The 21,844-nt window shown below is 46.8% G+C and carries 18 protein-coding genes; 4 read left to right on the forward strand and 14 right to left on the reverse strand.

Going from position 1 to position 21,844, the window contains the following annotated elements:
- The 5 genes from PLA01S_RS03730 to PLA01S_RS03750 form a co-directional block, all read right to left on the reverse strand.
- A complete protein-coding gene (locus PLA01S_RS03730) occupies positions 1–954 on the reverse strand; it encodes an ABC transporter substrate-binding protein (RefSeq protein ID WP_371860391.1) in 954 nt (317 codons plus the stop codon).
- A 52-nt stretch (positions 955–1,006) separates the two neighbouring features.
- Positions 1,007–2,461, reverse strand: coding sequence for an aryl-sulfate sulfotransferase (locus PLA01S_RS03735; protein WP_127590149.1), 1,455 nt, complete (start codon positions 2,459–2,461; stop codon positions 1,007–1,009).
- 27 nt (positions 2,462–2,488) lie between these two features.
- A complete protein-coding gene (locus PLA01S_RS03740) occupies positions 2,489–3,031 on the reverse strand; it encodes a MarR family winged helix-turn-helix transcriptional regulator (RefSeq protein WP_127590150.1) in 543 nt (180 codons plus the stop codon).
- Between the two features lie 287 nt (positions 3,032–3,318).
- Positions 3,319–4,692: a PD40 domain-containing protein gene (locus PLA01S_RS03745; RefSeq protein WP_127591023.1), complete on the reverse strand. Its 1,374-nt coding sequence runs from the start codon at positions 4,690–4,692 to the stop codon at positions 3,319–3,321.
- A gap of 298 nt (positions 4,693–4,990) precedes the next feature.
- The gene (locus PLA01S_RS03750; RefSeq protein ID WP_127590151.1) at positions 4,991–5,473 is read right to left on the reverse strand and encodes a GNAT family N-acetyltransferase; all 483 of its coding nucleotides are present in this window, start codon (positions 5,471–5,473) and stop codon (positions 4,991–4,993) included.
- Positions 5,474–5,676: 203 nt separating this feature from the next.
- On the opposite strand from PLA01S_RS03750, the gene PLA01S_RS03755 reads away from it, so the two are divergent.
- The gene (locus PLA01S_RS03755; RefSeq protein ID WP_127590152.1) at positions 5,677–6,798 is read left to right on the forward strand and encodes a DUF4261 domain-containing protein; all 1,122 of its coding nucleotides are present in this window, start codon (positions 5,677–5,679) and stop codon (positions 6,796–6,798) included.
- A gap of 149 nt (positions 6,799–6,947) precedes the next feature.
- On the opposite strand, the gene PLA01S_RS03760 is transcribed toward PLA01S_RS03755, so the two are convergent.
- From PLA01S_RS03760 to PLA01S_RS03785, 6 genes are all read right to left on the reverse strand, one after another.
- Positions 6,948–7,685 carry an ABC transporter permease gene (locus PLA01S_RS03760; protein WP_127590153.1) on the reverse strand — a complete coding sequence of 246 codons (738 nt, stop codon included), beginning with the start codon at positions 7,683–7,685 and terminating at the stop codon, positions 6,948–6,950.
- The gene (locus PLA01S_RS03765) at positions 7,682–8,413 is read right to left on the reverse strand and encodes an ABC transporter ATP-binding protein (RefSeq protein ID WP_218033640.1); all 732 of its coding nucleotides are present in this window, start codon (positions 8,411–8,413) and stop codon (positions 7,682–7,684) included. Before PLA01S_RS03765 ends, PLA01S_RS03760 begins: the two co-directional genes overlap by 4 nt.
- On the reverse strand, positions 8,413–8,853 hold the full coding sequence (locus PLA01S_RS03770; RefSeq protein WP_127590155.1) for a helix-turn-helix domain-containing protein: 441 nt from the start codon (positions 8,851–8,853) through the stop codon (positions 8,413–8,415). The genes PLA01S_RS03765 and PLA01S_RS03770 overlap by 1 nt, the downstream gene beginning before the upstream one ends.
- Positions 8,854–9,010: 157 nt before the next feature.
- A complete protein-coding gene (yedF, locus tag PLA01S_RS03775) occupies positions 9,011–9,238 on the reverse strand; it encodes a sulfurtransferase-like selenium metabolism protein YedF (RefSeq protein WP_015735163.1) in 228 nt (75 codons plus the stop codon).
- The gene (gene yedE / locus PLA01S_RS03780; RefSeq protein WP_246059365.1) at positions 9,228–10,382 is read right to left on the reverse strand and encodes a selenium metabolism membrane protein YedE/FdhT; all 1,155 of its coding nucleotides are present in this window, start codon (positions 10,380–10,382) and stop codon (positions 9,228–9,230) included. The genes yedF and yedE overlap by 11 nt, the downstream gene beginning before the upstream one ends.
- Before the next feature lie 246 nt (positions 10,383–10,628).
- The gene (locus tag PLA01S_RS03785) at positions 10,629–11,129 is read right to left on the reverse strand and encodes a DinB family protein (protein WP_127590157.1); all 501 of its coding nucleotides are present in this window, start codon (positions 11,127–11,129) and stop codon (positions 10,629–10,631) included.
- Between the two features lie 261 nt (positions 11,130–11,390).
- Between PLA01S_RS03785 and PLA01S_RS03790 the strand changes: the two genes are divergently transcribed.
- Complete coding sequence (locus tag PLA01S_RS03790) at positions 11,391–11,573, forward strand: DUF2524 domain-containing protein (protein WP_127591025.1); 183 nt, start codon at positions 11,391–11,393, stop codon at positions 11,571–11,573.
- Positions 11,574–11,683: 110 nt separating this feature from the next.
- Here PLA01S_RS03790 and PLA01S_RS03795 read toward each other — a convergent pair whose 3' ends face one another.
- Positions 11,684–15,205, reverse strand: a complete 3,522-nt coding sequence (locus PLA01S_RS03795; protein WP_127590158.1) for a discoidin domain-containing protein — start codon at positions 15,203–15,205, stop codon at positions 11,684–11,686.
- Positions 15,206–15,656: 451 nt separating this feature from the next.
- Here PLA01S_RS03795 and PLA01S_RS03800 point away from each other — a divergent pair, with 451 nt between their 5' ends.
- Entirely contained in the window at positions 15,657–16,232 is a 576-nt protein-coding gene (locus PLA01S_RS03800; protein ID WP_127590159.1) for a sigma-70 family RNA polymerase sigma factor, read from the forward strand.
- On the forward strand, positions 16,222–17,277 hold the full coding sequence (locus PLA01S_RS03805) for a hypothetical protein (RefSeq protein ID WP_174819185.1): 1,056 nt from the start codon (positions 16,222–16,224) through the stop codon (positions 17,275–17,277). Before PLA01S_RS03800 ends, PLA01S_RS03805 begins: the two co-directional genes overlap by 11 nt.
- An 86-nt stretch (positions 17,278–17,363) precedes the next feature.
- Here the strand turns inward: PLA01S_RS03805 and PLA01S_RS03810 are convergent, their stop codons facing one another.
- Positions 17,364–18,365: an alpha/beta hydrolase gene (locus PLA01S_RS03810; protein ID WP_371860383.1), complete on the reverse strand. Its 1,002-nt coding sequence runs from the start codon at positions 18,363–18,365 to the stop codon at positions 17,364–17,366.
- Between the two features lie 262 nt (positions 18,366–18,627).
- Entirely contained in the window at positions 18,628–21,843 is a 3,216-nt protein-coding gene (locus tag PLA01S_RS03815; protein WP_127590161.1) for a discoidin domain-containing protein, read from the reverse strand.
- Between the last annotated feature and the right edge of the window lies 1 nt (position 21,844).

A 21,844-nucleotide genomic window follows, 5' to 3' on the forward strand; every position in this document is an offset into this window, starting at 1 on the left:
TCACTTCAATTCAATGACTCGATCCGGAAATGCTTCTCTCACCAAATCCAGATTCAATTTCTCATTCAGTTCGAAATCCTTCTCGATGATACCGTTATCCACCATATATTTCTTCTGTCCCTGTAATCCTTGGTAGGCTTTATCCGTAAAACCTATGTTCCATGGATTCTTCGGCAGATCCTTTAGGGTCGCTTCTCTCGGCTGCTTGACTTCTTCATACATTAGGTCCGCCGTTTCCTCCGGATGCGCCTGGGCATAAGCTGACGCTTCATCCAGCGCTTTCAGAAGCGCTACGAAACCTTTCTTGTTGCTGTTGATCAATTCATTCGAAGCGATCAATCCAGTACCCAGCCTTACCGGTGTCTTGGACATATCCGACAGTTCTTTGGCTTCGGTAAGCGCGCCGAACTTCTCGTTCAGCACTGCCCCATATACCCAGGCGGCGTCAATATCGCCTTTTTTGAGAGCCACAAACGCCTCGTCGAAACCTCCCTGTCCGATCAGTTCCACATCCGACAACGCAACTCCGCTTTCAGCCAAATAAACGTCCCATAGATAGGGGATGAACGTGCCTCTTGAGAAACTTAACTTTTTACCCTTGAGATCAGCAGCGCTCCCGATTTCTTTACGTACGAACAGCTTCCATTCGCTCGCACTTACATCCGTTGCTGTACCTGATGAAGCGAAGATGGAGTAATCGCCTTTGCTGACAGCGTTCAGGAGCGGGAAGTCCGCACCGAATGCAATGTCTACCTGTTTAATGAATAAGGAGTTCACGCCCTCAGCCGGTGTAGCGAAGTTTACCAATTCGGCATCAATTCCGTGTTTGTCAAAGAAACCTTTGCTTTTAGCCACACGAAACACGGTATTGGTGGAAATGTCCGCGATTTTCAGTTTGAGCCGATTCCCCTGCTGCTCGCCCGAGGCATTTCCACACCCGCTTAGCATACTCATGGTGAGAATCAGTGACAGAAACCGAAAACTCCATTGCTTCAAAGATTGGTTTCTACTCATCGCGATCCCTTCCTTTTTGCACAAGTTCATCCGTTCTGGCCACGCAAAGCGCGCCCTCTCCATATGAGATCGTGCCTTCTACTTCCACGCTCGTAACAGCACCTCTTTGTGCGGCCCCCGGCAGGCGGAAATCGGCAACATCAAGCGGAGCAATCTCCGTCTCAACAGGCAACGCAAGCTGAGGTACCCATTCATATGGAACCCGGTATGCGCGATAGACCATATTGGAGTTGCGGCTGTTTTTATAAGGCGAAATATATTCCCACACCAGCTCGAATTCTCGTGTCACTTCGAATATTCGCCCGTCAGCCCCCTCGGTGATCAAGGTGTTGCCATTAGGGAGCCGCTGAGCCGAGCTGATATATGGACTGTAAAAACGGTATGAGTCAAGCGGAGCCTGGAATCCGGCTTCCGTCGGCGTATATTGCCATTCAATCTCTAAAGTAACGGGGTTGATTTCCAGGATGCGCGAATGGTCACGCCGAGCTATTTTCAGACCATCTCCCGCTTCCGGATTCGGCTTTCCGTAACCGCCCCAGCCACCGTTATCAAAGATTAGAATGTTACCTTCGCCCGGAAGGCCCTGTGGAATGAGATGAGCATGATGCTGACCGATAATCCAGCCGATATGCTTTGTTTCCTCCGTGGAATAATCGGGGCCAAGCTTCCAGACGATATCCCCGGTTTTTTTATCAATGATGGCAATAATATTCGTTTCCCTAGCATCCCAGATTATATTATCGGGATGGAAACGTTCGTCCCCCGCATCATAGAATCGGTTAGGGCCGAGCACCGATGCCGAATTAATGTGCATCCAATCGCCCGCATGAGCGCCAAAGCCGCGCGTATTCGGATCGCGGGATAATGCGAGCTTCGCATCCTCATCAAATCCGAGTTCATCAAAGTGATCGCTGACGGCCCACTCCCACACGACATTCCCTTCCCAATCCACTTCGATAATCGTGTCGTCCAACAGCTCAATGTCGGATATCTCGGGACGTTTCACATTTTTGTGGGCCAGAATGAGCGTATGGCCCGAATCCACTTTCGGATCTTGCCCTGGAACATAATAACCGACGGGATTGCCTTCCCGCTGATAGTCATGATGCTGGCGTGCCATCCACTGCGGCGGATGTCCCGGATCCTCTATGTATTCATAACGGTCAAATTTCCAGACGATATTGCCGTCCCAGTCGACCTGCACGAGATTGGTCTCATCCTGAAACCCGTATTTCGGATCGCGCTCTGACGTGCTGCCAAGCACGTAACCACCCGGAAACAGCTTGTTGGGAAAACCTCGAAGTCCTTTCCACAAATGAACCTCTTTCCCATTCATGTCGATGAGGAGAGCCCCTGTATCCGCTGCTTGATAAATCGTGTAACCGCTCCAAGCCTTCTTTGGGTTATATACCGTTGTACCTGTTGGATAAATCGTCGGATGTCCCATCGTCACAACTTCCTTTCAAATTTGAATTTAGTAAGAAATAAATGCATTCGAACGTTTCAAGGAGCCGCGATTACCTTGAACATTTCCTTCGTTGGGTTCGGTGGATAATGCGCACTGTCGCAGCACGGAATCCGCGAAACCTTCAAGATGTTCATGGAGCCGTTTAAAATAATGAATCTGTTCCCTGAGCTCCTCGTGCGAGAATGCGCCGAAGATCAGCTCAATCATGTACCCGCCAACATTTTCGTTACGCTGCAGCATCTGTCTTCCTGCTTCTGTAATGTCTAAGGCAATCGCTCTCCGGTCTGTCTTGCTTCGCCTTCTAATCGCGAATCCGGAAGTCTCCAGCTTGTCGCATATCGCCGTTACCGCTCCGGATGTGAAATCGAGCTGTTCCGCCAGCTCGCCAAGCCTCTGCTCGCCATCCCGGAATATCGTGTTGAGAATCAACAAGCCTGGTAGTGAGATGCCTTCTACCGAGATTTTGTCACGCTCTTTGACAAACCTGCGTACCACTTTACGAAAATGCCAATCGGCCTCCTCCAATAAATCCCAATCCTTCTCTTCCATGTCGCTCCTCTCTCGGGTCATAAACCTCCATATGCAGTCCTTATCTCCCGCAGCTAACTCTTGCAATACAGAAAGACCCCCATCTACCCCTTTCGTCGTACTAACGACAAAACGAGTAAACAGGAGCCTTTGGTGGACCAATCGGCTGACCGTATCGTTCAATGCTAAGATAATGAATGATCATTTAATGATCACTGAAGGATGATGCCTGTGGCTAGATTAAACCAATTAATTCCACCTGTCAAGTAGGAATTATTCTCTATGGTTCGAAAGAAATGAATAGTTAACTAAATGAACGACAACCGCGCACCCATTTGACGGATATGGTTGACGTCAGCGAACAAGATAAAATAATTGTAGAACGTTTCCCCAATTTGGACAGGGCGTGGGTATCTTACGATCAGGGCGGACTGCTTATTCATCTCCGCTGGTTGGTCGGCTGACGGAAAAATAAAACACGCTTCTTGATTTTGTATCTTCACAGGAACAATTCTTGGTGATGAGCCGTAAGGCATCAATGGGTGAAAGGCTTCAGAGTGGCACACTTCGGTAATACCTTCACTCGATGAAATCGCAGATACCTGAAAAAAACCGTCGGCCCCTTCGTATCTCTCTTCACTGACCCGACGCCAGTTTGCGGGATATGGAAAGGATACCCGGTACACAAAGCTGGTGAAGATGTTTTCCGAAATCCTTCTGGCTCTAGGAGACCACTGCAAAGCTGTAATCCGGCCGCCGCTGACAACGTTCACCGGCACCTGATCCCTGAGATCCACAATCCAGAGCTGACTTGCGCTTTCTACACCTGCGCATCCCGATAAATACGCGATTTTCATACCGTCCGGGGACCACCCTACGGGAGTGGCAAAACAGTCGGATGCCGCAATCGTTCGTTGATTCTGACCGGTGCGGCTGTCGATCTGGATAAGAGAATAATAATTGGGCTCTTCATAAGCGGTTGCGCTGTAGGCGATGCTCTGGGAGTCCGGGGACCATGACGGAAAATAGTTTTTGGCGAGCGGTCCGCCTTCCAGTGTATAGATGGTACCCGTTGCCAAATCCACAGTTGAAATTATGGAGATGCTTGCACCAGGGAATGTATACAGTGCGAAGGTTCCGTCCGGGGATATCCGAACGTCGTGGAGCGGTCCGTTCGTATTTTGCGTGATTTGTCTCCGTTTCGTGCCATCGGTTCGCATGCGGAAGAGCTGCGTGATGCCGCTGGCATCGGGAGCCGCAAATAGAAGCTCCGTACCCGAAGGGAACCATTGGACATCACTAGCTCCTGGCTCTGAGAAGGTATAGCTCCGATGCGTGAACGTATCATAAACGACGATTCGGTCGTTTTTAACATACACCAGAGACCGGTTGTCAGGAGACCAGTCCAGCAGCGTGAAGGGGTCAATTTGGTCAATCCTGGCTACAGTACGCGTGGCAATACTCAGCAAGTAGACCACATTTCCAATTCCGATAAATGCGATACTCCTGCTGTCGGGCGACCAATAAGGAACAGAGAATTCCGCGCCAAGTCCCCGAGTAAGTTGAACATGAAGTCCGTCCTGCGGTCGGTACAGCCAAATGTCGAACGGTCCGCCGCGATTCGATGTGTAGGCAATCCACCCTTGATCAAGAACATGAGAAACTGCTTGCAAGGCCAACATCCTCTCTTGAATCATCTGATACTCCAGATATATTCAGTGGAGGACGGTTAGGCGACCGTCCCGGATGGATTTATGACGCTTCTTCTTTTTCATTTGTCTTATCCTCTGGAAAAGATAACGCTCCACCAGAAAAATGATGGCCGATTCATGCCTAAGAGGCGTATCGAGCAAAGCGACCCTAAACCAGGGGTAACGATGCTCCATAAGTTCACCTCAAATTACGATTGGTGTAATCAGTACAAAGGTTCCCATCCGTTGACGTTCAAGAAATTCTATCATAAAAATTTCTCATCAATCCTTATGCATAAAATTCAATTGCAGGGTTACCTGAGAACATGGTATTGGAATATTCGCCGGCCTTGTATTCTGAGATGACTTTTGTCCAAAAAGCTTGGGCTGACAGATTTTTTTCCAACCAAGCGATACTCCAATTGCCCTTAAACATTTCGAACACTTTGAAAGCTGCCTCTTTACCAATTGACTGCTTTCGGTATTTTTTCAAGATGAAAAATTCCGCCATGGAATAGTTTGGAGTTGCATCACTAGCTGTTTTGATTTCTCTCACCAATACAAATCCGGCCAGCTTCCCCGATTGTATAACAAGGTAAGGATACCGCCCATCTTCCGTCCAGTAATTGTCTAAATACTTATAATCGTACAGGCCAAATTCGTTAACGTCATTCTCACGCTCATCTTCATATGGACTCATATCGTATTGATAGAGTTCCATCAGGTTACGTAATATTATTTTCTGCTCATATGAAACCCTTAGAAGTTCCACCTACCCACCACCATTCCTCTGTATGTATGTAAAAATATTCAATATGGTTATGGATCAATCCTGCCTATATTTGAGAATACCGCAGTCAAAAAAACGTTCCCTCATCGGCTAATTATCCGCGTTTTTCTAGTATTGTCCAACACAATAAAGGTTGGTAGAGTATAACAGTTATACTATCGCACATACATAAGGAGAGGAACACAATGACAGTTCAACAACAAGCAGCTAAGGATTCCATGATCGAATGGCTGGCAAATGAACAAGAGCTTGGCCATAAGCCCAGCAAAATCGAATTAGCGGGAGAATTTGATCTCCACGACATGCATTATTATATTTTCAAATATAAGAAGACCCTGTTTGGCAAATGGCTGGTCGGCGTTTGCGGCGGTTATGAAAGTCCGTCAGACACCGAGCATTGTGGACATGTATTCAGTGAGATGCAGCCCTATCATCCTTCCACTGCGGAACAGGAAGCTGTAGCCATGGTTAACATGATTCGTGAGTATTGGATGAAGCAGGCTGCACGATATGAGGCAGGGGAAGCTTCAGAGGATAACACGCTGGACTCCAATGAATCATCCGGGATATTTAATGGCTTCGTTCTGTTGAACTCCCCGGAATGCGACCTGGAACAGATCAAAGCAAATCTTCTGCACGATTGGAATATTTCGTCTTCCCCGGAGGATGGCAGCTCCGGAGAGGAAAAAGAAGGAATTCTGGTCTTTGAGTCAGACGGCTGCATGATCGCGGTCAGCTTCGTTGATGCTCCGGTACCGGATGGCGAGGCTGAGCATTATGCGCAAGGCAACTATCTGTGGCCAGAGGCTGTGGAGGTAACCAAAACTCATGTCAGCCAGCTTATTCTGACGGTGTTTTCGCGTGCTGCCTCCCCGCTTGATAGCGGCAGGGTGTACACCAAGCTGGCGGCGAGCTGTTTGAAGCTGCCTAATGCCGTCGGGCTCTATTCATCCGGCACGGTATTTCAGCCTGAGCTCTTTGTGGAAATGGCTGAAACCATGAAATCCGACGATCTATTTCCGCTGTTAAATCTGGTATACTTCGGGCTAGTTCGTACGGAATCCGGAGTCAATGGATATACATATGGGCTCAGAGCCTTTGGTAAAGACGAGATCGAAGTGCTGGACAGCCAGGTGACACCTGCCGAGCTTCGTGAATTCCTTATGGATATTTCTTTATATATTGTTGAACAGAACGTCACACTAAGAGACGGGGAAACCATTGGCTTTTCGGCGGAGCAGAAGCTGCCGATTATGCGTTCCGAGGGTGTCTATCTTGATGGTGACACGCTTAAAATCAAATTCTGATTCCATGTGATCTTCTCCAATAAAAAGGCTCTCCAAGTCATTCAATTAACTTGGTGAGCTTTTCAAACTCCACAGCCCGTAAGCTTACCGAGTGATCCATTAATTGTTCTCGTTGTATCCTAGGGTCGTCCTCTCTTTGAGTCCATCCTCTAATCGTTGACACCACTCATTTTCTTCCTAAACGCGAAAATGGCTACGACCATGATAACAACGGAATATCCAATCACCCACCACAAGTGAGGTAAGATCGAAGCGTATTCTCCGGAGATGGCGGCTCTTCCCGCATCAACCGCATGAGCAAAAGGGAGAACATACGCAATCTCTTTAAACCAACCGCCGACAAGATTCAGATCAAACCAAGTGCCGCTAAGCCATGCGCTAAGATTCGTCAATAATGCTCCACATATACCGCTTACCTGCTTATCATTAAATATACTGCCTGCCAGCAACCCGATTCCAATAAACAGAACCGCTGTTGGAAGGAGAACAATAACGGAGAGCAGAACATTCAAAGTTACTTGTAATCCCAAGAAGGAAGCCGCAACAAAGGTTATGGCAACCTGGAGAATCGCCATCGGAACTAAAGGTAATGTATATCCCACGATATAATTCGGCGCAGTTAGCGGACCCGTATACAATCTCATTAAAAATGAGGAGCTCCGATCTTTGGCTATGAGCATCCCAGAGAAAAGTGAAATGAAGGAGAACCCGAACACGGCAACGCCCGGAACAAGCTGATCAATGACAAAGAGTTCAATTTCAATATTCTGTTGCAGGGCAGATAGCAGCAAAAGTATAACCAAAGGGAAGCCGATGCCAAAGGCCAAATTCAGCGGATCTCTAACCATTTCTTTGTGGTTTCGTGTGGCAAATGCTGTAGCTCTCATCCTGTTGCCTCCTCTAATGCAGCTAAAGATACAAAAGCATCCTCAAGTGTTGGAGTGTTTGTCTTTTCTATTAATTCTGCAGCAGTTCCAACTGCCTTTAATCTCCCTTTCGTCATAATCCCGATTCGATCCGAAAGCGCTTCTGCCTCCTCCATATGGTGAGTTGTCAGAATGATGGTGATTTTTCCCTTGAGTTGTTTAATAGCTGTCCAAAGCTGCCGTCTTGCGATGACATCCAGTCCCAGTGTGGGTTCGTCTAGGAAAAGGATCGAAGGGTTCGAAATCAGGGCCATGGCAATACTAAGTCGTCTTTGCATTCCTCCCGACAGCGTCTTGGCTTTATCTTGAGCCACCTCGCGAAGACTAAAAGTGTCCAGCATTTCTTCCACCTTTACGGCAATAGACGAACTGTCATATCCGTAAACTTTAGCAATAAACTCAAGATTCTCTTTCACAGACAAATTCCGAGCCACAGCCGTTTCCTGAGGTGACACATTAATCTTTTCTTTGACTGCATACGGATTGGCGACGATACTGTCTCCTAACAGAGCGGCGTCGCCGCTACTCGGCTTACTGAGGCAGGTTAACATCTTGATCGTTGTCGTCTTTCCAGCACCATTCACGCCAAGCAGAGCAAACAGCTCGCCTTGCTCGATCTTAAGGTTAAGAGAATCAACGGCGGTTTTGGTCTTGTATCTTTTGGTTAAATTCTTCGTTTGAATGGCAATCACTCATCTTCCTCCTCGTATGTCTGCGCATGTAATATATCCTCTGCAAACTGCAGCAAGTCTTCGCTTTTCATAATGGCAATTCCCTTCTGCGCCTCATCACCCAGAACCAGCAGGCTATCACCAGGGCGTATATCGAATATTTCCCTGGCCTTTTTGGGAATTACGATCTGTCCACGTTCCCCGACCCGTACCATTCCAAAAATATGTTTTCCCTTTGGCCGAAGACCGATTTCTGAATGCTCATCGGAATAATGGACCAGATCATCCAATACAACCCCATACAGTTCCGCAAGAGCTGTACAATGCTGAATATCCGGTACAGTCTCTCCATTTTCCCACTTTGCAACAGCTTGTCTTGATACGCCAATCTTTTCGGCAACATCTTCTTGGGTGAATCGGTGTTTTTTTCGTAATTTCTTCAAATTCATATTAATCATGTTGATCACATCCTTTTTTCTCATTATAAAGTCATTTTCCGAGCAAACCACCAATCCAGGATAACATTCCATGTTGCTTTCGGTTGCCGCAGAACAGCCACACACAAAAAAGCCCCCTGTCAGAAGGGAGGCTTTTTTCGCGGTTATGAGAATAGCATTACGCCTGGATAAACAGGCTGAATTCCTGTCCGTTTTTGACCGGCTCCTGTGCCATGGTGTAGCCGTGTTTAACGACTTCCTCCGGCACGTTCCGAAAAGCGGAAGGACAGTCCGAAATGACCTGAAGCGTTTGTCCTTTTTTCATATCACGGAGTGTTTCGAGTGTGTAGATGACCGGGTAAGGACAAGATTCCCCTCGGAGATCCAGTGTGAAATCAACGGACATGGGTTGCATCCCCTTTCTTGAATCCTACGCCGAAGCGGTAGTTTTTTTGCCAGTATGCGGCGACAGCAAATCCGCCCCCGAGTACGAGCAGCGTAACCATCAATGCAGCCGCCGGACCCATGACGGTGATGAGGTTGATAGGCGAGCCGCTCTTCACGAGAAGGTCAAATACCCCCATATGATCCCATGCATATGCCAAAGCGGTTGCACCTATAATGTTGCCGATAAACACGGGTAAAAAGACAACTTGTCCCTCCATCAGCCGGTACATCATGCCGGTTTCGCAACCGCCGGCCATGACAATACCCAGGCCGAAGAGCAATCCCCCGATAAAGGTGCTTGGGGCGGCAATTTTTGTAATCGGGTCCAGACCGTATACAAGTATAACGATAAGCGTAGCGACAGAGCTGACTGCCATACCGACGGCAATCGCTTTTGTCATCGTGGCCCGGCCGCTGATCCACAGATCGCGAAAAGCGGAAGTAAAGCAGATCTGCCCCCGTTCGATCAGGATGCCGAATGCCGCTCCGAAAAGGGCGGCTGTCCCCAACATCGTGCGGCCGGTTGCGTAGAAGTATACGATCAGCCCGATGTACGCAAGACCTAACACAGCCCCCAATAGGGGTTGCCGGTTCTTACCCGGTTTAACGGACGGCACGGTACCGCCCATTTTGAGTACGGGCTTCCCTTTCCACCATCTTGTGTTAACCAGCCGAGCACCCAAAAACGTGCCCGCACCAGTAGCAACGATAAAGATCCAGGAATGAAGGGAGAATTGAGGCACACCGGTAAAAAAGGCTGCGAGATTGCACCCCAGAGCCAGCCGGGCTCCGAAGCCCGCGATGATTCCTCCGACAAATCCCTGAACGTACCGCCGTTTCTGTCTCGGCATTCGGATCTTAAAATTGCTGCTCAGCAGAATCGTAATGAGGGCTCCGATAAACATGCCCCATACGATCCAGCCGTCGGTCCGCGTCCATGTCGTTCCGTTCATATGGACGAGGTCGAAATACGCCCAATCCGATACATCCACCCCGATGAATTCCAGAATATGCCCCCCGAGACGGGTGAACTCACCGGTTACCGCCCATACCGTATGGGTGATTCCGAAGTAGACCGCGCTGAGAATACCGGCCAGGGCCATAACGAGATAAGGACTCCAGTAGCTTCCGAACCATGTTGAATATAACTTTTTCACTTGCTCAATAACTCCTCTTCCGCTAAATTCACAACTCTAATCTATAGTAAAACCCACAAATTCCATTTTACTATAAAAACTTTAATGCGGGGATGAAATTTGTTCATGATCTTACATCGTTAAAACAAAAAAGCCGCGATGATTCGCGACTTCCTATGCGTGTATGTTCTTGTTCTCCGAACTCATTTATGTTCAAAGCGGCGGGTTTTCTACTCCCATTTGTATCCACCCTTCCTTTGAAGGACCATATACCGCAGGGATATTCAATCCCGCTTGACGCATCAGGACGGTAACCTGTCCTCGATGATGAGCTATGTGCTTAATCAATCCCATAAAAATGGTAGCATTGGATTCCTGACGTCCAAAGGCATTTTGAAATTGTTTTAAAGTCTCATGCGTCCATTGTTCTTCAAGAGCTGTTTCTACATCAGAACTTATTTTTCTAAAAGTCTCGGCGATTTGGTTCGCGGAGGGTACTTCAGCAGAATCTTGTACCTGATCGATGACAAGCCCGAATTCAGTCAAGTATTCAGGGGTATTCGTTACGAAATGCCATACAATTCTTCCCAGATTCCTGCCTTCTGGGTATACTTGCTGCAGTAATGATTCATCCGTTAAACTGTCTAACACCTTTTGTGTTAATTCTGCTTCTCTTTTCCATTCTGTAATAAAATCTGAAACGGTTATATACATGATTGGTTCATCCCTTCTTAAGAAACTCGTTCAATATTTGATGGTAATCGTTAATTCTACACATCTTCCCTCCCCTATAAAATTGGATGTAAGAAAATCATCCTTAACTCCATCATATCTGCTAATAGTGACAAGGATTGTCATAGTTATTGATTTCAGGCGCGATTCGAAAAAAACTCGTGTAACCGAAGCCGTGAATAACTTTGGAAGTATCCTCCATACTAGTGAAGAACCACACAATACAACCAAGGAGGAACCATGATGCTCGACAATCTGGAAAGAGACTATGACTGCGCGAAAGCCAGCGACGATCTCCATCAGCTCAAACAGGAGCTTGCCGCTCTGCGGGAACAGGGTGCTGAAGACAAGGAAACACAGGAACAACTCAACCGACTGGAGAATCAAATCTCCTTCATTATGAACAAATGCGATATTAACCATTAACGTTCAATCCAATCTCTTCTTTGAGATCTGCAATGATCTCGCCATGAACTCCCTCCATGATTTAAAAAACCCGTATCCGTGAAGGATACGAGTTTTTTTTAGTTTCGCTATTACTCCTCAATCTGCTTAATCAATGTCTTCATTGGATCGATCGGGCGGTTTGCGTCATATGGATAGCGATTCAATACTTGAAGCAGCAGTTGATGCAGCTTTGCGTTTTCATTCACCTTTGAAAGAAGGAATTCCATCTTGGAAATCAGCTCCTTATATTCAGGGATGTGCCCCGGTGAATACACCTCAAACTCAAAGAACGAATTGCCGAAGACGGTTGCCCGCTTCACGCCTTGGAATTTCACATATCGGGCTTGCTTGGTGTCGAACTCCAGAATGTCTAGTGTTCCCTTAGATTCTATGACGCCGCCTTCACCGGAAATATTCTCCCAGTTCGTCTTGTCACCTGACACCAGAATCTGATATTTCTCCGCGTAAGCGCCCTGCCACTTGATCGTGACTTTATTGATGTCCTTGTTCTCTCCCAGATCCACGAGGAACCAGGCATCATCAACATACGTACTGGACCAGCGGGTGGATTCATTGCCATCCACGGCCTTATCAGGAGAATAATACGGGAATTCCGTTTCAGAGGACTCCGCCGACTTGAGAAGCGCAAGGTTATCCGTGCTCAGCAGCTCGATCGCTTTGTTGTGGATGACAACATTATCCAAATCACCTCTGAACGCGTTCGTCTCGCTGCCGATACGCAGCGTAGGCAAAACGAGCGTGTGCATTTTCGGATATTGCATCTCCAGCCGTTCCACATATTCGTCAAGATTGACGAACAGCGATACGCCTTTGTCATCGCCCTTCAGCAAAATATGCGTCCACTTATCTTCCGGAACGACGTAGTTAAAGGTGCTGTTATAATGCTCCTTGGTAAATCCGAGCTTTCCAGTCTTGCCTTGCTTCAGCTTCAAAGTTCCTGCTGGCGATTCCATCAATACGGCATCATCGGGATTGTTCTTGTCGGGCTTAATCCACATGGAGGCGGTCCAACCGAACCCGATTGCATCCACCGGCGTTTCGATATAACTCTTACCTCCATTAAATCGAACGCCATGCTGGTATTTGCCGTCGCTTATATCGACATTGACGCCTTTTCCGTCAAAACCGTTACCTGAATCATCTTTGAAGCTTTCCTCGAACAAATACCGCATGACCAAATGATCCTGATTGTTCACTGTAATTTTGTGAGAACGGTCAGCATTCGGCGCATCACCAAGAATCTTCGTCCGCTGTTCAAATCGGGAGAAAGACTTGTCGTCTCTCGTGCCGGTCCACATCTTCTCTGCGACCACCTGAATTCCAGGCTGCAGACGGATATGCGCATCATCCATGGATACGCCGTTCGCATCGGATACGTCGTTCCACATCGAGAACATGCCGCCCTTCACGCGTGGATGGCCAAGCGGCAGCGTTGTGTTCTCCCATTTGTTCGGCTCCCACTCGTTATATAGGAATTGCGAGTTCAAGTAATCACCATAGAGCGTAGGCACGATGTACATGTAGACGTTTTGGGAGTTGATGACGTCATAACCGAGATCCACGGCCTGCTGCGGAGCACCATATGGCTCATACCAGATTCCCATCGTCGCATCATTGCTGATCGGTGTTGTCCCGTTGTACATCGTCAAGCCTCCCCACATAATCGGATGCTTGCCCTTGCTATTGATATGCGTCACAAGGGTGTCCATGTACCAACGGAATCGCTCGATATCCGGTCCCCAGTATTCATCCGTGCCGATGTGCGCTTCAGGCCCGACAAAAGTCGGATCGCTTCCATCCAAGTATTCATTGAACAGACTTTTGACAAACTCCACCGTTTCCGGCTTGGAAATATCCAATCCCCGCTCATTCCCGAGTGCCGGATTATAGGAAGTGAATGCGCGGGAATGTCCAGGCGTATCAATTTCCGGGACCACGTTGATACCATAATCCATGGCCATCCATTGCAGCTCCTTGAATTCTTGCTTCGTGTAGTGCCCGTTCCCGCTTGCAAGTCCGGGATATGTGGTGCTCTCCAAACGATATGCTGCCGTCGTTCCATCTGCGAACGGTGTCCCGACGTCATCGTTCAAGTGGATTTGGAACATGTTCATTTTGTACCAAGACAACTGCTTTACATAGTCCCGCAGGAAATCGATCGTAAAATATTTGCGGGCTACGTCGATCATAAGTCCCCGCTTCTCATACTTCGGATAGTCCCTCGCTTCCCCGCGCGGAATCGTGCGATCCTCGTTCTGCTTGATGATTTGGAGCGCCGTTCTCGTGCCGAAGAAGGCCCCTGTCGCCGAAGATGAGGTAATCGATACGTACTCGCCCACCTTGAACACATTGCCTTCGTCCCCAAGCCAGGACAAGGACGGATCAATGGCTATGTAGAAATCGCCGGATCGCGGTTGCCCTGCTGTCACTTCCAGCTCATAGCCAGTGATGTCCAACAGATCATCGCGTGTGATCTCAGCCGCCTTGCGCAATACCGATTCATCCTTCGGATCCACCACAATGCGCGAGGATTCAGTTAATGTGTACCTCCCGGAGTCTCCATACCACTCACGCAGCGATGGAATGACATCGGGTTCAACGTTACGATCCGGTGTTTGCTCATGTAAACCCGGAACAATGACGGAAATATTGTCCGACAGCAGTTTCCGATCCGGTTGGTTCAGATCCTCCACTTGGACGATCAGATTCACCTTGGCATCGACAAGCGGTGTACGGATATTTCCTTCCAGGTCAATGACAGGGATCCTGTCGCTTCCATATACACTTACGCCGTATCCATCCGGCACCTCTGCTGCAGACCAATCCAGCTTGGTTTGTCCGGCTTGCACGCTCAGGACAGCCGTTACCTTATCGATCACGGATTGCAAATCATTCAACTGATACACTTCAAATTCATAAAAGGAATAGCCGTACAGCGTTCCTTCGACAGGTGCGCGCTTAACGCCCTGGAATTTCACGTAACGAGCCTCCAGCGAAGGGAAATCGACCGTTTCCGCTCCTCCCTTGCTTTGGATGATCCCGTCATTGTCCCTTACATTCATCCAGGTCTGGGCATCATCTGATACGAGAATCTTGTATGTATCAGCCGGAGTTTGCCAACGAATAACGACGCGGTCGAACGCTTTCTTCTCACCCAAATCAATGTAGAACCACTGATCATCTTCGATGGCCGAGGACCATCTTGTATTGCCCTTGCCGTCGACCGCCAAATCAGGCGTCAAATAATCCACTTCATTACCCGAAGAAAAGGCAGGAGCATTCAGGGCAAGATTCGTTCCGCTGAACGTAGCCTCTGCAAGGAGACGAGCAGCTTCATCATCTGATTCGCCATTTCGGATTTCTTTGCCGTCCTTATCATAGACGACCTTAGTTACGCTTGGCGTCGACAAGCCTATGTTATCCGAAATGGTAACGTTCATGTCGGCATCTTTACGCTGAACGTTCGTATTTTTTTGCCCGCTGGTTTCAGCGAGTGCTTGTGCAGGTTGAAAAGCCGTTAACCCCGATGTCATCACAATCATCAAGCTCAACAGCAGAACAACCGTCTTCGAATAAGCTCGTTTCTTCATCAGATCCCTCCGGTTCTATTCGTAATCGAAATCTATACGTTAACCTTGTCCTCCCCCCCCTTTCTCGTACATTTCCTAGTGAGTAAACGCTTACATCTTGTGAGCATTTCTATAATATTACAAAAGGGTACATGTGGGAAGTGTTATTTTCCTAAATGTACCCTAATTCACTCAATAATTTTTATTTTTGTATGTAATATCTATTTTCAACAAATAAGGTTTTTCCTTTCGATTGGTTAACCTCAGCGGTTATATAGGTTCGCAAACGCATACGCAGACGGACCGTATAATAGTTAAGAAGCCGGGTTGTCCTACTCTAAGGAATCCGGCTTTTGTTTTAAACTCATAGTGAACGTAATGATCGTTCTCGAAAAAAATAAATAAAGAAACCGAACCTTTTTTTGATAGAGAGACAATATAGTGTGTAAGCTTACCCAGGAGGGCCCTCTGAATGCAAAGTGAAGATATGTACCAATTGCTCAAACAAATGAAGGATGGTGATCAACAGGCGTTTCATACGATGTACGATGCCACCTATCAGGACGTCTACCGGACCGTTTCCTTTCTGGTGGATCATCAGCAGGATCGGGAAGATGTCATGAATGAGATTTATATGCAAATGTGGACGTCGCTTGCCAATTACGATACGAATCGACCTTTCCGTTTCTGGCTGCACGGCTTGGTCATCCGTCAAGTGCAGAGATTTCGGGTTAAGCGCTGGCGGAGATTCCGAATTTTCGAACGCATCCGTGCCTTCTCACGGGAAGAGTCGCATTGGGATCAACCTTCTGTGTTGATGGAAGGCACGAACCAAATGATATCACAGGCCATCCAGAAACTGACTAATAAACAGCGAACGGTAATTATCCTCCGCTTTTTTCACGACTATACGTTGGAGGAAATCGCGACCGTACTCGACATCCCGCTGGGTACAGTCAAGTCCAGATATCATGCAGGCATCCAGGCGCTTCGAAAAAACATATGGAATCTCCCCCCGGAAAGGATGGAAAAGATCAATGACTATTGAACGCAATATCCGTGAACACTTGCGCAAGGAAGCAGAAACGATGGATTGCCCTCCGGCAATTTCCAACCGAATAGCACGATCCTATTCACAATATCTGCAACAAAAAAGGAGCGGGAAACCTATGAAAAAACGATTAATAGCTGGAATAGTTACGACTGCGATTTTGATTCCAACCGCAGCATTTGCTGCCCCTACGCTGATTGAAATGCTGACTAGAACCCCGATGACTGCTGAACAAGTCAAGACGGATGAGGTTGGCAAAGCAGCTCTTGAGAAGCTGTATCGCGCATTTCCCGAAACCAAATCGTTTGAGATTATCGAGGCAAGCAACGTCCAAGGTGTCCAAACAAGCATCATCCTCCAGGAAAAAGGGGGAATCGGCAAAAAAATTACCCTGCATACAAACAGTACGACGGGTGAGATTGAACACGTGATTCAAGAGAATTGGGAGCCTAAGGAGAAGCCACTCACTGCTTTAACCGATCGGGAGATCAAATCGAAGGTTGATGATCTCTTGGATAAAATGTATGGCAACATCGATGCGTATGAGTTTGCTTTGGAGCAATTGGAGAACCCGGATCAGAAAACGTTGATATTGAATTACACCCAAAAGGGATCAAAAACACCGTTCTACCAGGTTATGGTGCAGAGTAATTCAATCAGTGTTTCTCTGATTGGAGGAGAGACTGCTTCTTCAAACGGTAAAGTGGAAGGTTTCTTCTCTACCAATGGTAAGCCCGATTATTTTGCAGACGCCTTTTTAAATGATGATAAACTCTTTTCTTTACTTAATATGAGTCCAACCGAATTAAAACAAGAATTAGCAAAAGGTAAATCTGTAGTGGAGATTGCAGCATCTAAAAATGTCTCGAAGCAACAGATTGTGGATGTCATTGCAAAAACACAGGTTGATTTACAAATCCAAGGTGAAGCTAATGGCGAAATTCCTAACAACAACCTTTCAAATGAACAAATGTTAAAAGCTATTGAACCAAAAGTATTACAAGTCATTGAATACAAAACAGTAACGCCATCGAAGAAATAACTCATTGATCAAACAAAAAGCCGGATTCCTTAAAGTAGGAAAACCCGGCTTTTTCACTATTAATCCGTTCTATACGTATATTTTCGTTAAAGGGCTGGCCCCCCTTTAACTTCTTTCATAAACTCTCTAAATTTTTCAGCAATTTCTTTGAAATGGGTGTGGTGCAAATAATGTGATCCATTCATTGTTATTACTTTTCCATGTACCGAGTCTTTGATCTGCCCTTCGTGCAGAGGGATCCATCCTTTTACACCTTGATTATCCGCTTGTACAAAGAGTAGAAGTGGAAGGTCTTTTGGGAATGTTAAGCCTTGAGCCTCTTTAAAATTGGAAGAAATATGGTCCATCTCACTTAACATCGTGGAACTATTCGAGTTTTTATTCGACAGCATTTTCATCTGCTCTACGGTGTGATCATCAAATGGGAGTTCAGCATAAGGGTCACCACCAAATTTGACCGCCAATCTTTGGAGACCTGATTTTTTAAGAAATGCAAACGTTTTTAACGGGAATTTAACATCCATACCCGGTTGTGTTGGAACACTGCTATCGATGCCGACAAATGCAGTCACCTCGTTAGGATATTTGTTCACATAATCAATGCCGTAAATGCCTGCAATGGAGTGGCCCATGAGCATATATCGGTTAATGTTAAGTTGCTGTAGCGCTTCATGAACTTCACTTACGATATTCTCTGTGGTTCGTTCTTTTTCAGTTCCATCACTTAATCCATAACCGAAAGGCTCGACCGCCACAACTTTGTAATATGGAGAGAGTTCATCGATGAGCAGCTTAAAATCAAGCGCTGGTGCAGCTGTTCCATAACCTGGAAGAAGCACGATCGTTTCCTTGCCTTCGCCTTGAATGAACACATTCATATTTTTCCCGTCTACAGATACGTGCTGGCCGTAGGGCTCTATCTTTTTCGCCTCTGAATTGCTACTGATCACATTCGTGATATAAACAATACCCAGAAAAAGAACAATGACGATAACGATTGCACCTATGATTTTAAGTAAAATACTTCGTACTTTCTTTGATTTCGTCCCATTCCTCGTAGTCATTTTCTCTGTTTGTGTCACGCTCATCTTCTCCTGTCTTGATCTGTTTGTTTGGCTTCCTTCATTGCCGCTAATGAAATCTTAACCAATGAAGATGTACTCCCCGTGACGTCAATATGAACGGAGTATGAACTGGCATAAAAAACTACGGTCTCACATGCAAGAAAGTTTGCACATGAGCCGTAGCTGTGAGAATACGAAGTAGATAATTGGAATTTCACGCTATGAATCTAATGAATCTGACGGCATTGTCAATGGCAATGTGACAATGACGGCTATAAAAAATCTGCTATGGGTTAAGGAGCGTCGCTGCATCGCGTAACAAATATTCCGCAGCTTCGGCGGAGATATGATTCCCTTTTTGTGCATGGACTTCTGAAATGAAACTGCTTAGGTTTTGTTTTTGCAATTTTTTCAGCAGACTGTTAGCAATCCCTTTGTTGTTAATTATGCCCTCATCTGCAAAACGTTGAACCAGTTCCTCAAGAGCGGCATAACTTGTTTTCACTTGAAAATCTACGGATTGTGTCGATGAATTCCCTGCTGCGTCCATAGCTTTTACCGTAAACGTATGTGTACCCAGCTCAAGTTTGTATAAAGGAATATCCATTAGATCCGTTAGTGCTTTTCCATCCAACATGACTTCGGTTTTTGCTTGGTCGACACCTGACAGCGTGTCTGCCACTTCAAATTCGGGTTGAAACACACCCGTGTTGAATTCAGATGTTACCACTTGATTTATCGTAATCTCCGGAGCTGTCCAATCCACCGTAATGTGGCTGGAGGCCTCAAAATCACCGTCGTCCGTCGTGGCCGTAATGACTGCCCTTCCTTCTTCTACGGCAGTCACGATTCCATGATTGTCTACCGTTGCCACCTGGACTTGATTCGAACTCCATGTCATATTCTTATTGGTTGCATGATCAGGCATAACCGTTGCATGGAGCTCTACGCTGCGGCCGGAAGAGGAATTAAACACAAGCTCTGGTCTATCTATCATAATTCCAGTAACGGGTACGTTATCAGAGATATGCTCAACGATGAGTTCATTTAACGCAATGTTCCCCCATATCCGATTCCCGTCATTAACCTTTAATCGAAGTTTATAGGCGTTTACCGTTGGAAAAGAAACGCTCTGGTGTTCTTTGGTGCTGTCGTTAAGCTCCCATTCAACTGATGCGTCGGATAATGCCGTCACCCACCGGCTTCCGTCGTAATACTCTACATCAAAATTTGTAATGCCCTGGCCGATTCCGAAAAATGTAACCAATGTAACCTTGTTGACCGGAACCCTATGATTGCCGTAATCAAGGGTAATATAACCAGGAAAACTCACATCTCCATTACTTCCCCATGCAGAGTTCAAATTGTTGTCGATGATATTAGTAATGGTGCCTGCTCCTGTAGCAAAGGTTGTGGTTACCATATCTTTGGACAGTTCAGGATTGTTATACAATTCAATTTCGTTCAGTGCGATTCGCCCTGATTGTCCGGCTCCGTCATTGACCTTCAATCTGATTTGAGAGAATCGAGTCAGTGGAAATTCCACGGATTTGATCTCATCCGCGCCCGTGTTCAGATCCCAAGTGAGATTGATGTTCGTGCGTAAGGGAATCCATGCCGAACCATTGCTGTATTCAAGATCAAAGTTCGTAATCCCCATTTCTTGCCCGTATCTAGTATTTAACTTCAATTGGTTGGCCATGAGCGTTTGCTCGCCAAAATCGAGCGTGATATCGTTCGGAAATGAAGGCGAAGCATCGGTTTCCCATGCCGTGTCGTAATCATTATCAATAATGTTTTCGACCGGTCCTGTAGATGACGTTTGAAATGTCGTACTTGCAACAGCCTGCGTAGCTAGATTGTCAACAGGTGTGCTGGCTGGCCGTTTCGGAACGATCACGATCGGATCTGGCATATTCCCGGCTGGTGGCACACTGCCCTCGTATTCGTGGGCACCGATATCGGGAGCACCATTATATAACGGGTTGCCGAAATAATCCCTTCCTCCGTTATCTTTTATGCGAATGCCTGCCCCTAGGAGTGGTGAATCCGCTTGCAATTGGTACCCATTCACTGTACCCATGCCATTGCCGCCGCTTCCAGGATCAACGAATCTCGGATCGTTCGTGATTTTATGTGCATCGGCCTGCACCAATGTGTTTCCTCCGTAATATGCGTTGTAGTCAAACGTTTGACCCGTCAAATCCCATCCCTTATCACCGACGCTGTAGTACACATTATTATAGTTATGAATGTTGCGCGGAGCACCCGAAGCCTTGGTGAAGTAATCGCTCATCACCGGGTTGCCTGATGATTTTCCTACGTAAATCGTATTATTGTAGTTATAGACATGATCAATGGATCCGCTGTATCGGAATATACTTTTCCTGTCGTTTTGGCTTATGTTGTATCTGACGATGGTATTGATTGTGTAGTACGTGTCGTTTACGAACAGCATGAAGCCGCCAGCGTTATCATGACTGTAATTGTACTGAACCAACGAACCGATGTTTCCTGCATCCACGTCGAAGCCATGCCCGTCTTCCGCGCCGTTCACACTGGCAAACGATTCGTTGAATTGAACGAGATTATTGTCCGCATACGCCCACCAAATGGAAGCATTGGTTGCCAGATACGTAGCTTGTTGGACGGTGTTGCGCTCGACCACCGCTCCATCGGTGACATTCCACGCGATCCCGCCTGTTGCAGCCCTGATGACGGTATTATTGGATATTTTCACATGGGTAGACGGCGTCCATGGCCCGTATGGTTTTGGTACCCATGGCCATAAATCACCCATTCCATAGCGCAAGATACAGTTGGAACCAATATAAATACCATAGGCATCCACATCTGTCAGTGTATTTCCGTCAATGAGAATATCGTTAAATGCGCTGGGTGTAGTCGACCCAACCGAATCGAAAATTATGCCCCCGGAGCGTGTGGTATATGATCCATCGACATCATGGATGTTCATGTTTTTGATATGGATGTGATTCAATAAACCAGCTTCCTCATTTAAGATATAAACACCCCGTCTTTGGCCCCGCGGATTCTCCCAATCTCGATCAAAAGGCAGCGGGGAGCTGTTTGTCACCTCCAGGTTGTTGATTTCCCAGTACTCCTGGTTTTTCAAAAAAACGGCTTCCAGTTCGGACGTAATCCCTGCAATTAATGGTTTGCTTCCGGAACCGTACATATCGATAATGATCGGATGTTCGCTTGAACCTGAACCTTTAGGCCACAGCCTGCCGTTCCAGCTCTCCCCAGCTTTAAACAAGATTTGGTCGCCTGGGGCAAAGGTAGTTGCGTTAATTTTATCTAACGACCTCCATGCAGCGTCTTGACTTGTGCCGTTATTCCCGTCATCTCCCCCTGTGCTGTCCACATAATAAGTGGTTCCGGCTGCTGAAGCAGTCGACGGTGAAACGGTAACCCAATTGCAAACGAAAGATAAAATCGAAACCATACAGATAAGCTTTTTGAAAAACGATTGGCGCAAT

It is taken from the genome of Paenibacillus lautus NBRC 15380 (assembly GCF_004000945.1).
Classification (GTDB): domain Bacteria; phylum Bacillota; class Bacilli; order Paenibacillales; family Paenibacillaceae; genus Paenibacillus_AQ; species Paenibacillus_AQ lautus.

Coding starts and splice junctions, on each gene's coding strand:
- PLA01S_RS03755 (WP_127590152.1), top strand. CDS start 5,677: ATGACAGTTCAACAACAAGCAGCTAAGGATTCCATGATCGAATGGCTG.
- PLA01S_RS03745 (WP_127591023.1), bottom strand. CDS start 4,692: ATGTTGGCCTTGCAAGCAGTTTCTCATGTTCTTGATCAAGGGTGGATT.
- PLA01S_RS03735 (WP_127590149.1), bottom strand. CDS start 2,461: ATGGGACATCCGACGATTTATCCAACAGGTACAACGGTATATAACCCA.
- PLA01S_RS03790 (WP_127591025.1), top strand. CDS start 11,391: ATGCTCGACAATCTGGAAAGAGACTATGACTGCGCGAAAGCCAGCGAC.
- PLA01S_RS03730 (WP_371860391.1), bottom strand. CDS start 954: ATGAGTATGCTAAGCGGGTGTGGAAATGCCTCGGGCGAGCAGCAGGGG.
- PLA01S_RS03760 (WP_127590153.1), bottom strand. CDS start 7,685: ATGAGAGCTACAGCATTTGCCACACGAAACCACAAAGAAATGGTTAGA.
- PLA01S_RS03810 (WP_371860383.1), bottom strand. CDS start 18,365: ATGAGCGTGACACAAACAGAGAAAATGACTACGAGGAATGGGACGAAA.
- PLA01S_RS03740 (WP_127590150.1), bottom strand. CDS start 3,031: ATGGAAGAGAAGGATTGGGATTTATTGGAGGAGGCCGATTGGCATTTT.
- PLA01S_RS03805 (WP_174819185.1), top strand. CDS start 16,222: ATGACTATTGAACGCAATATCCGTGAACACTTGCGCAAGGAAGCAGAA.
- PLA01S_RS03785 (WP_127590157.1), bottom strand. CDS start 11,129: ATGTATATAACCGTTTCAGATTTTATTACAGAATGGAAAAGAGAAGCA.
- PLA01S_RS03795 (WP_127590158.1), bottom strand. CDS start 15,205: ATGAAGAAACGAGCTTATTCGAAGACGGTTGTTCTGCTGTTGAGCTTG.
- yedE (WP_246059365.1), bottom strand. CDS start 10,382: ATGGCCCTGGCCGGTATTCTCAGCGCGGTCTACTTCGGAATCACCCAT.
- yedF (WP_015735163.1), bottom strand. CDS start 9,238: ATGTCCGTTGATTTCACACTGGATCTCCGAGGGGAATCTTGTCCTTAC.
- PLA01S_RS03770 (WP_127590155.1), bottom strand. CDS start 8,853: ATGATTAATATGAATTTGAAGAAATTACGAAAAAAACACCGATTCACC.
- PLA01S_RS03800 (WP_127590159.1), top strand. CDS start 15,657: ATGCAAAGTGAAGATATGTACCAATTGCTCAAACAAATGAAGGATGGT.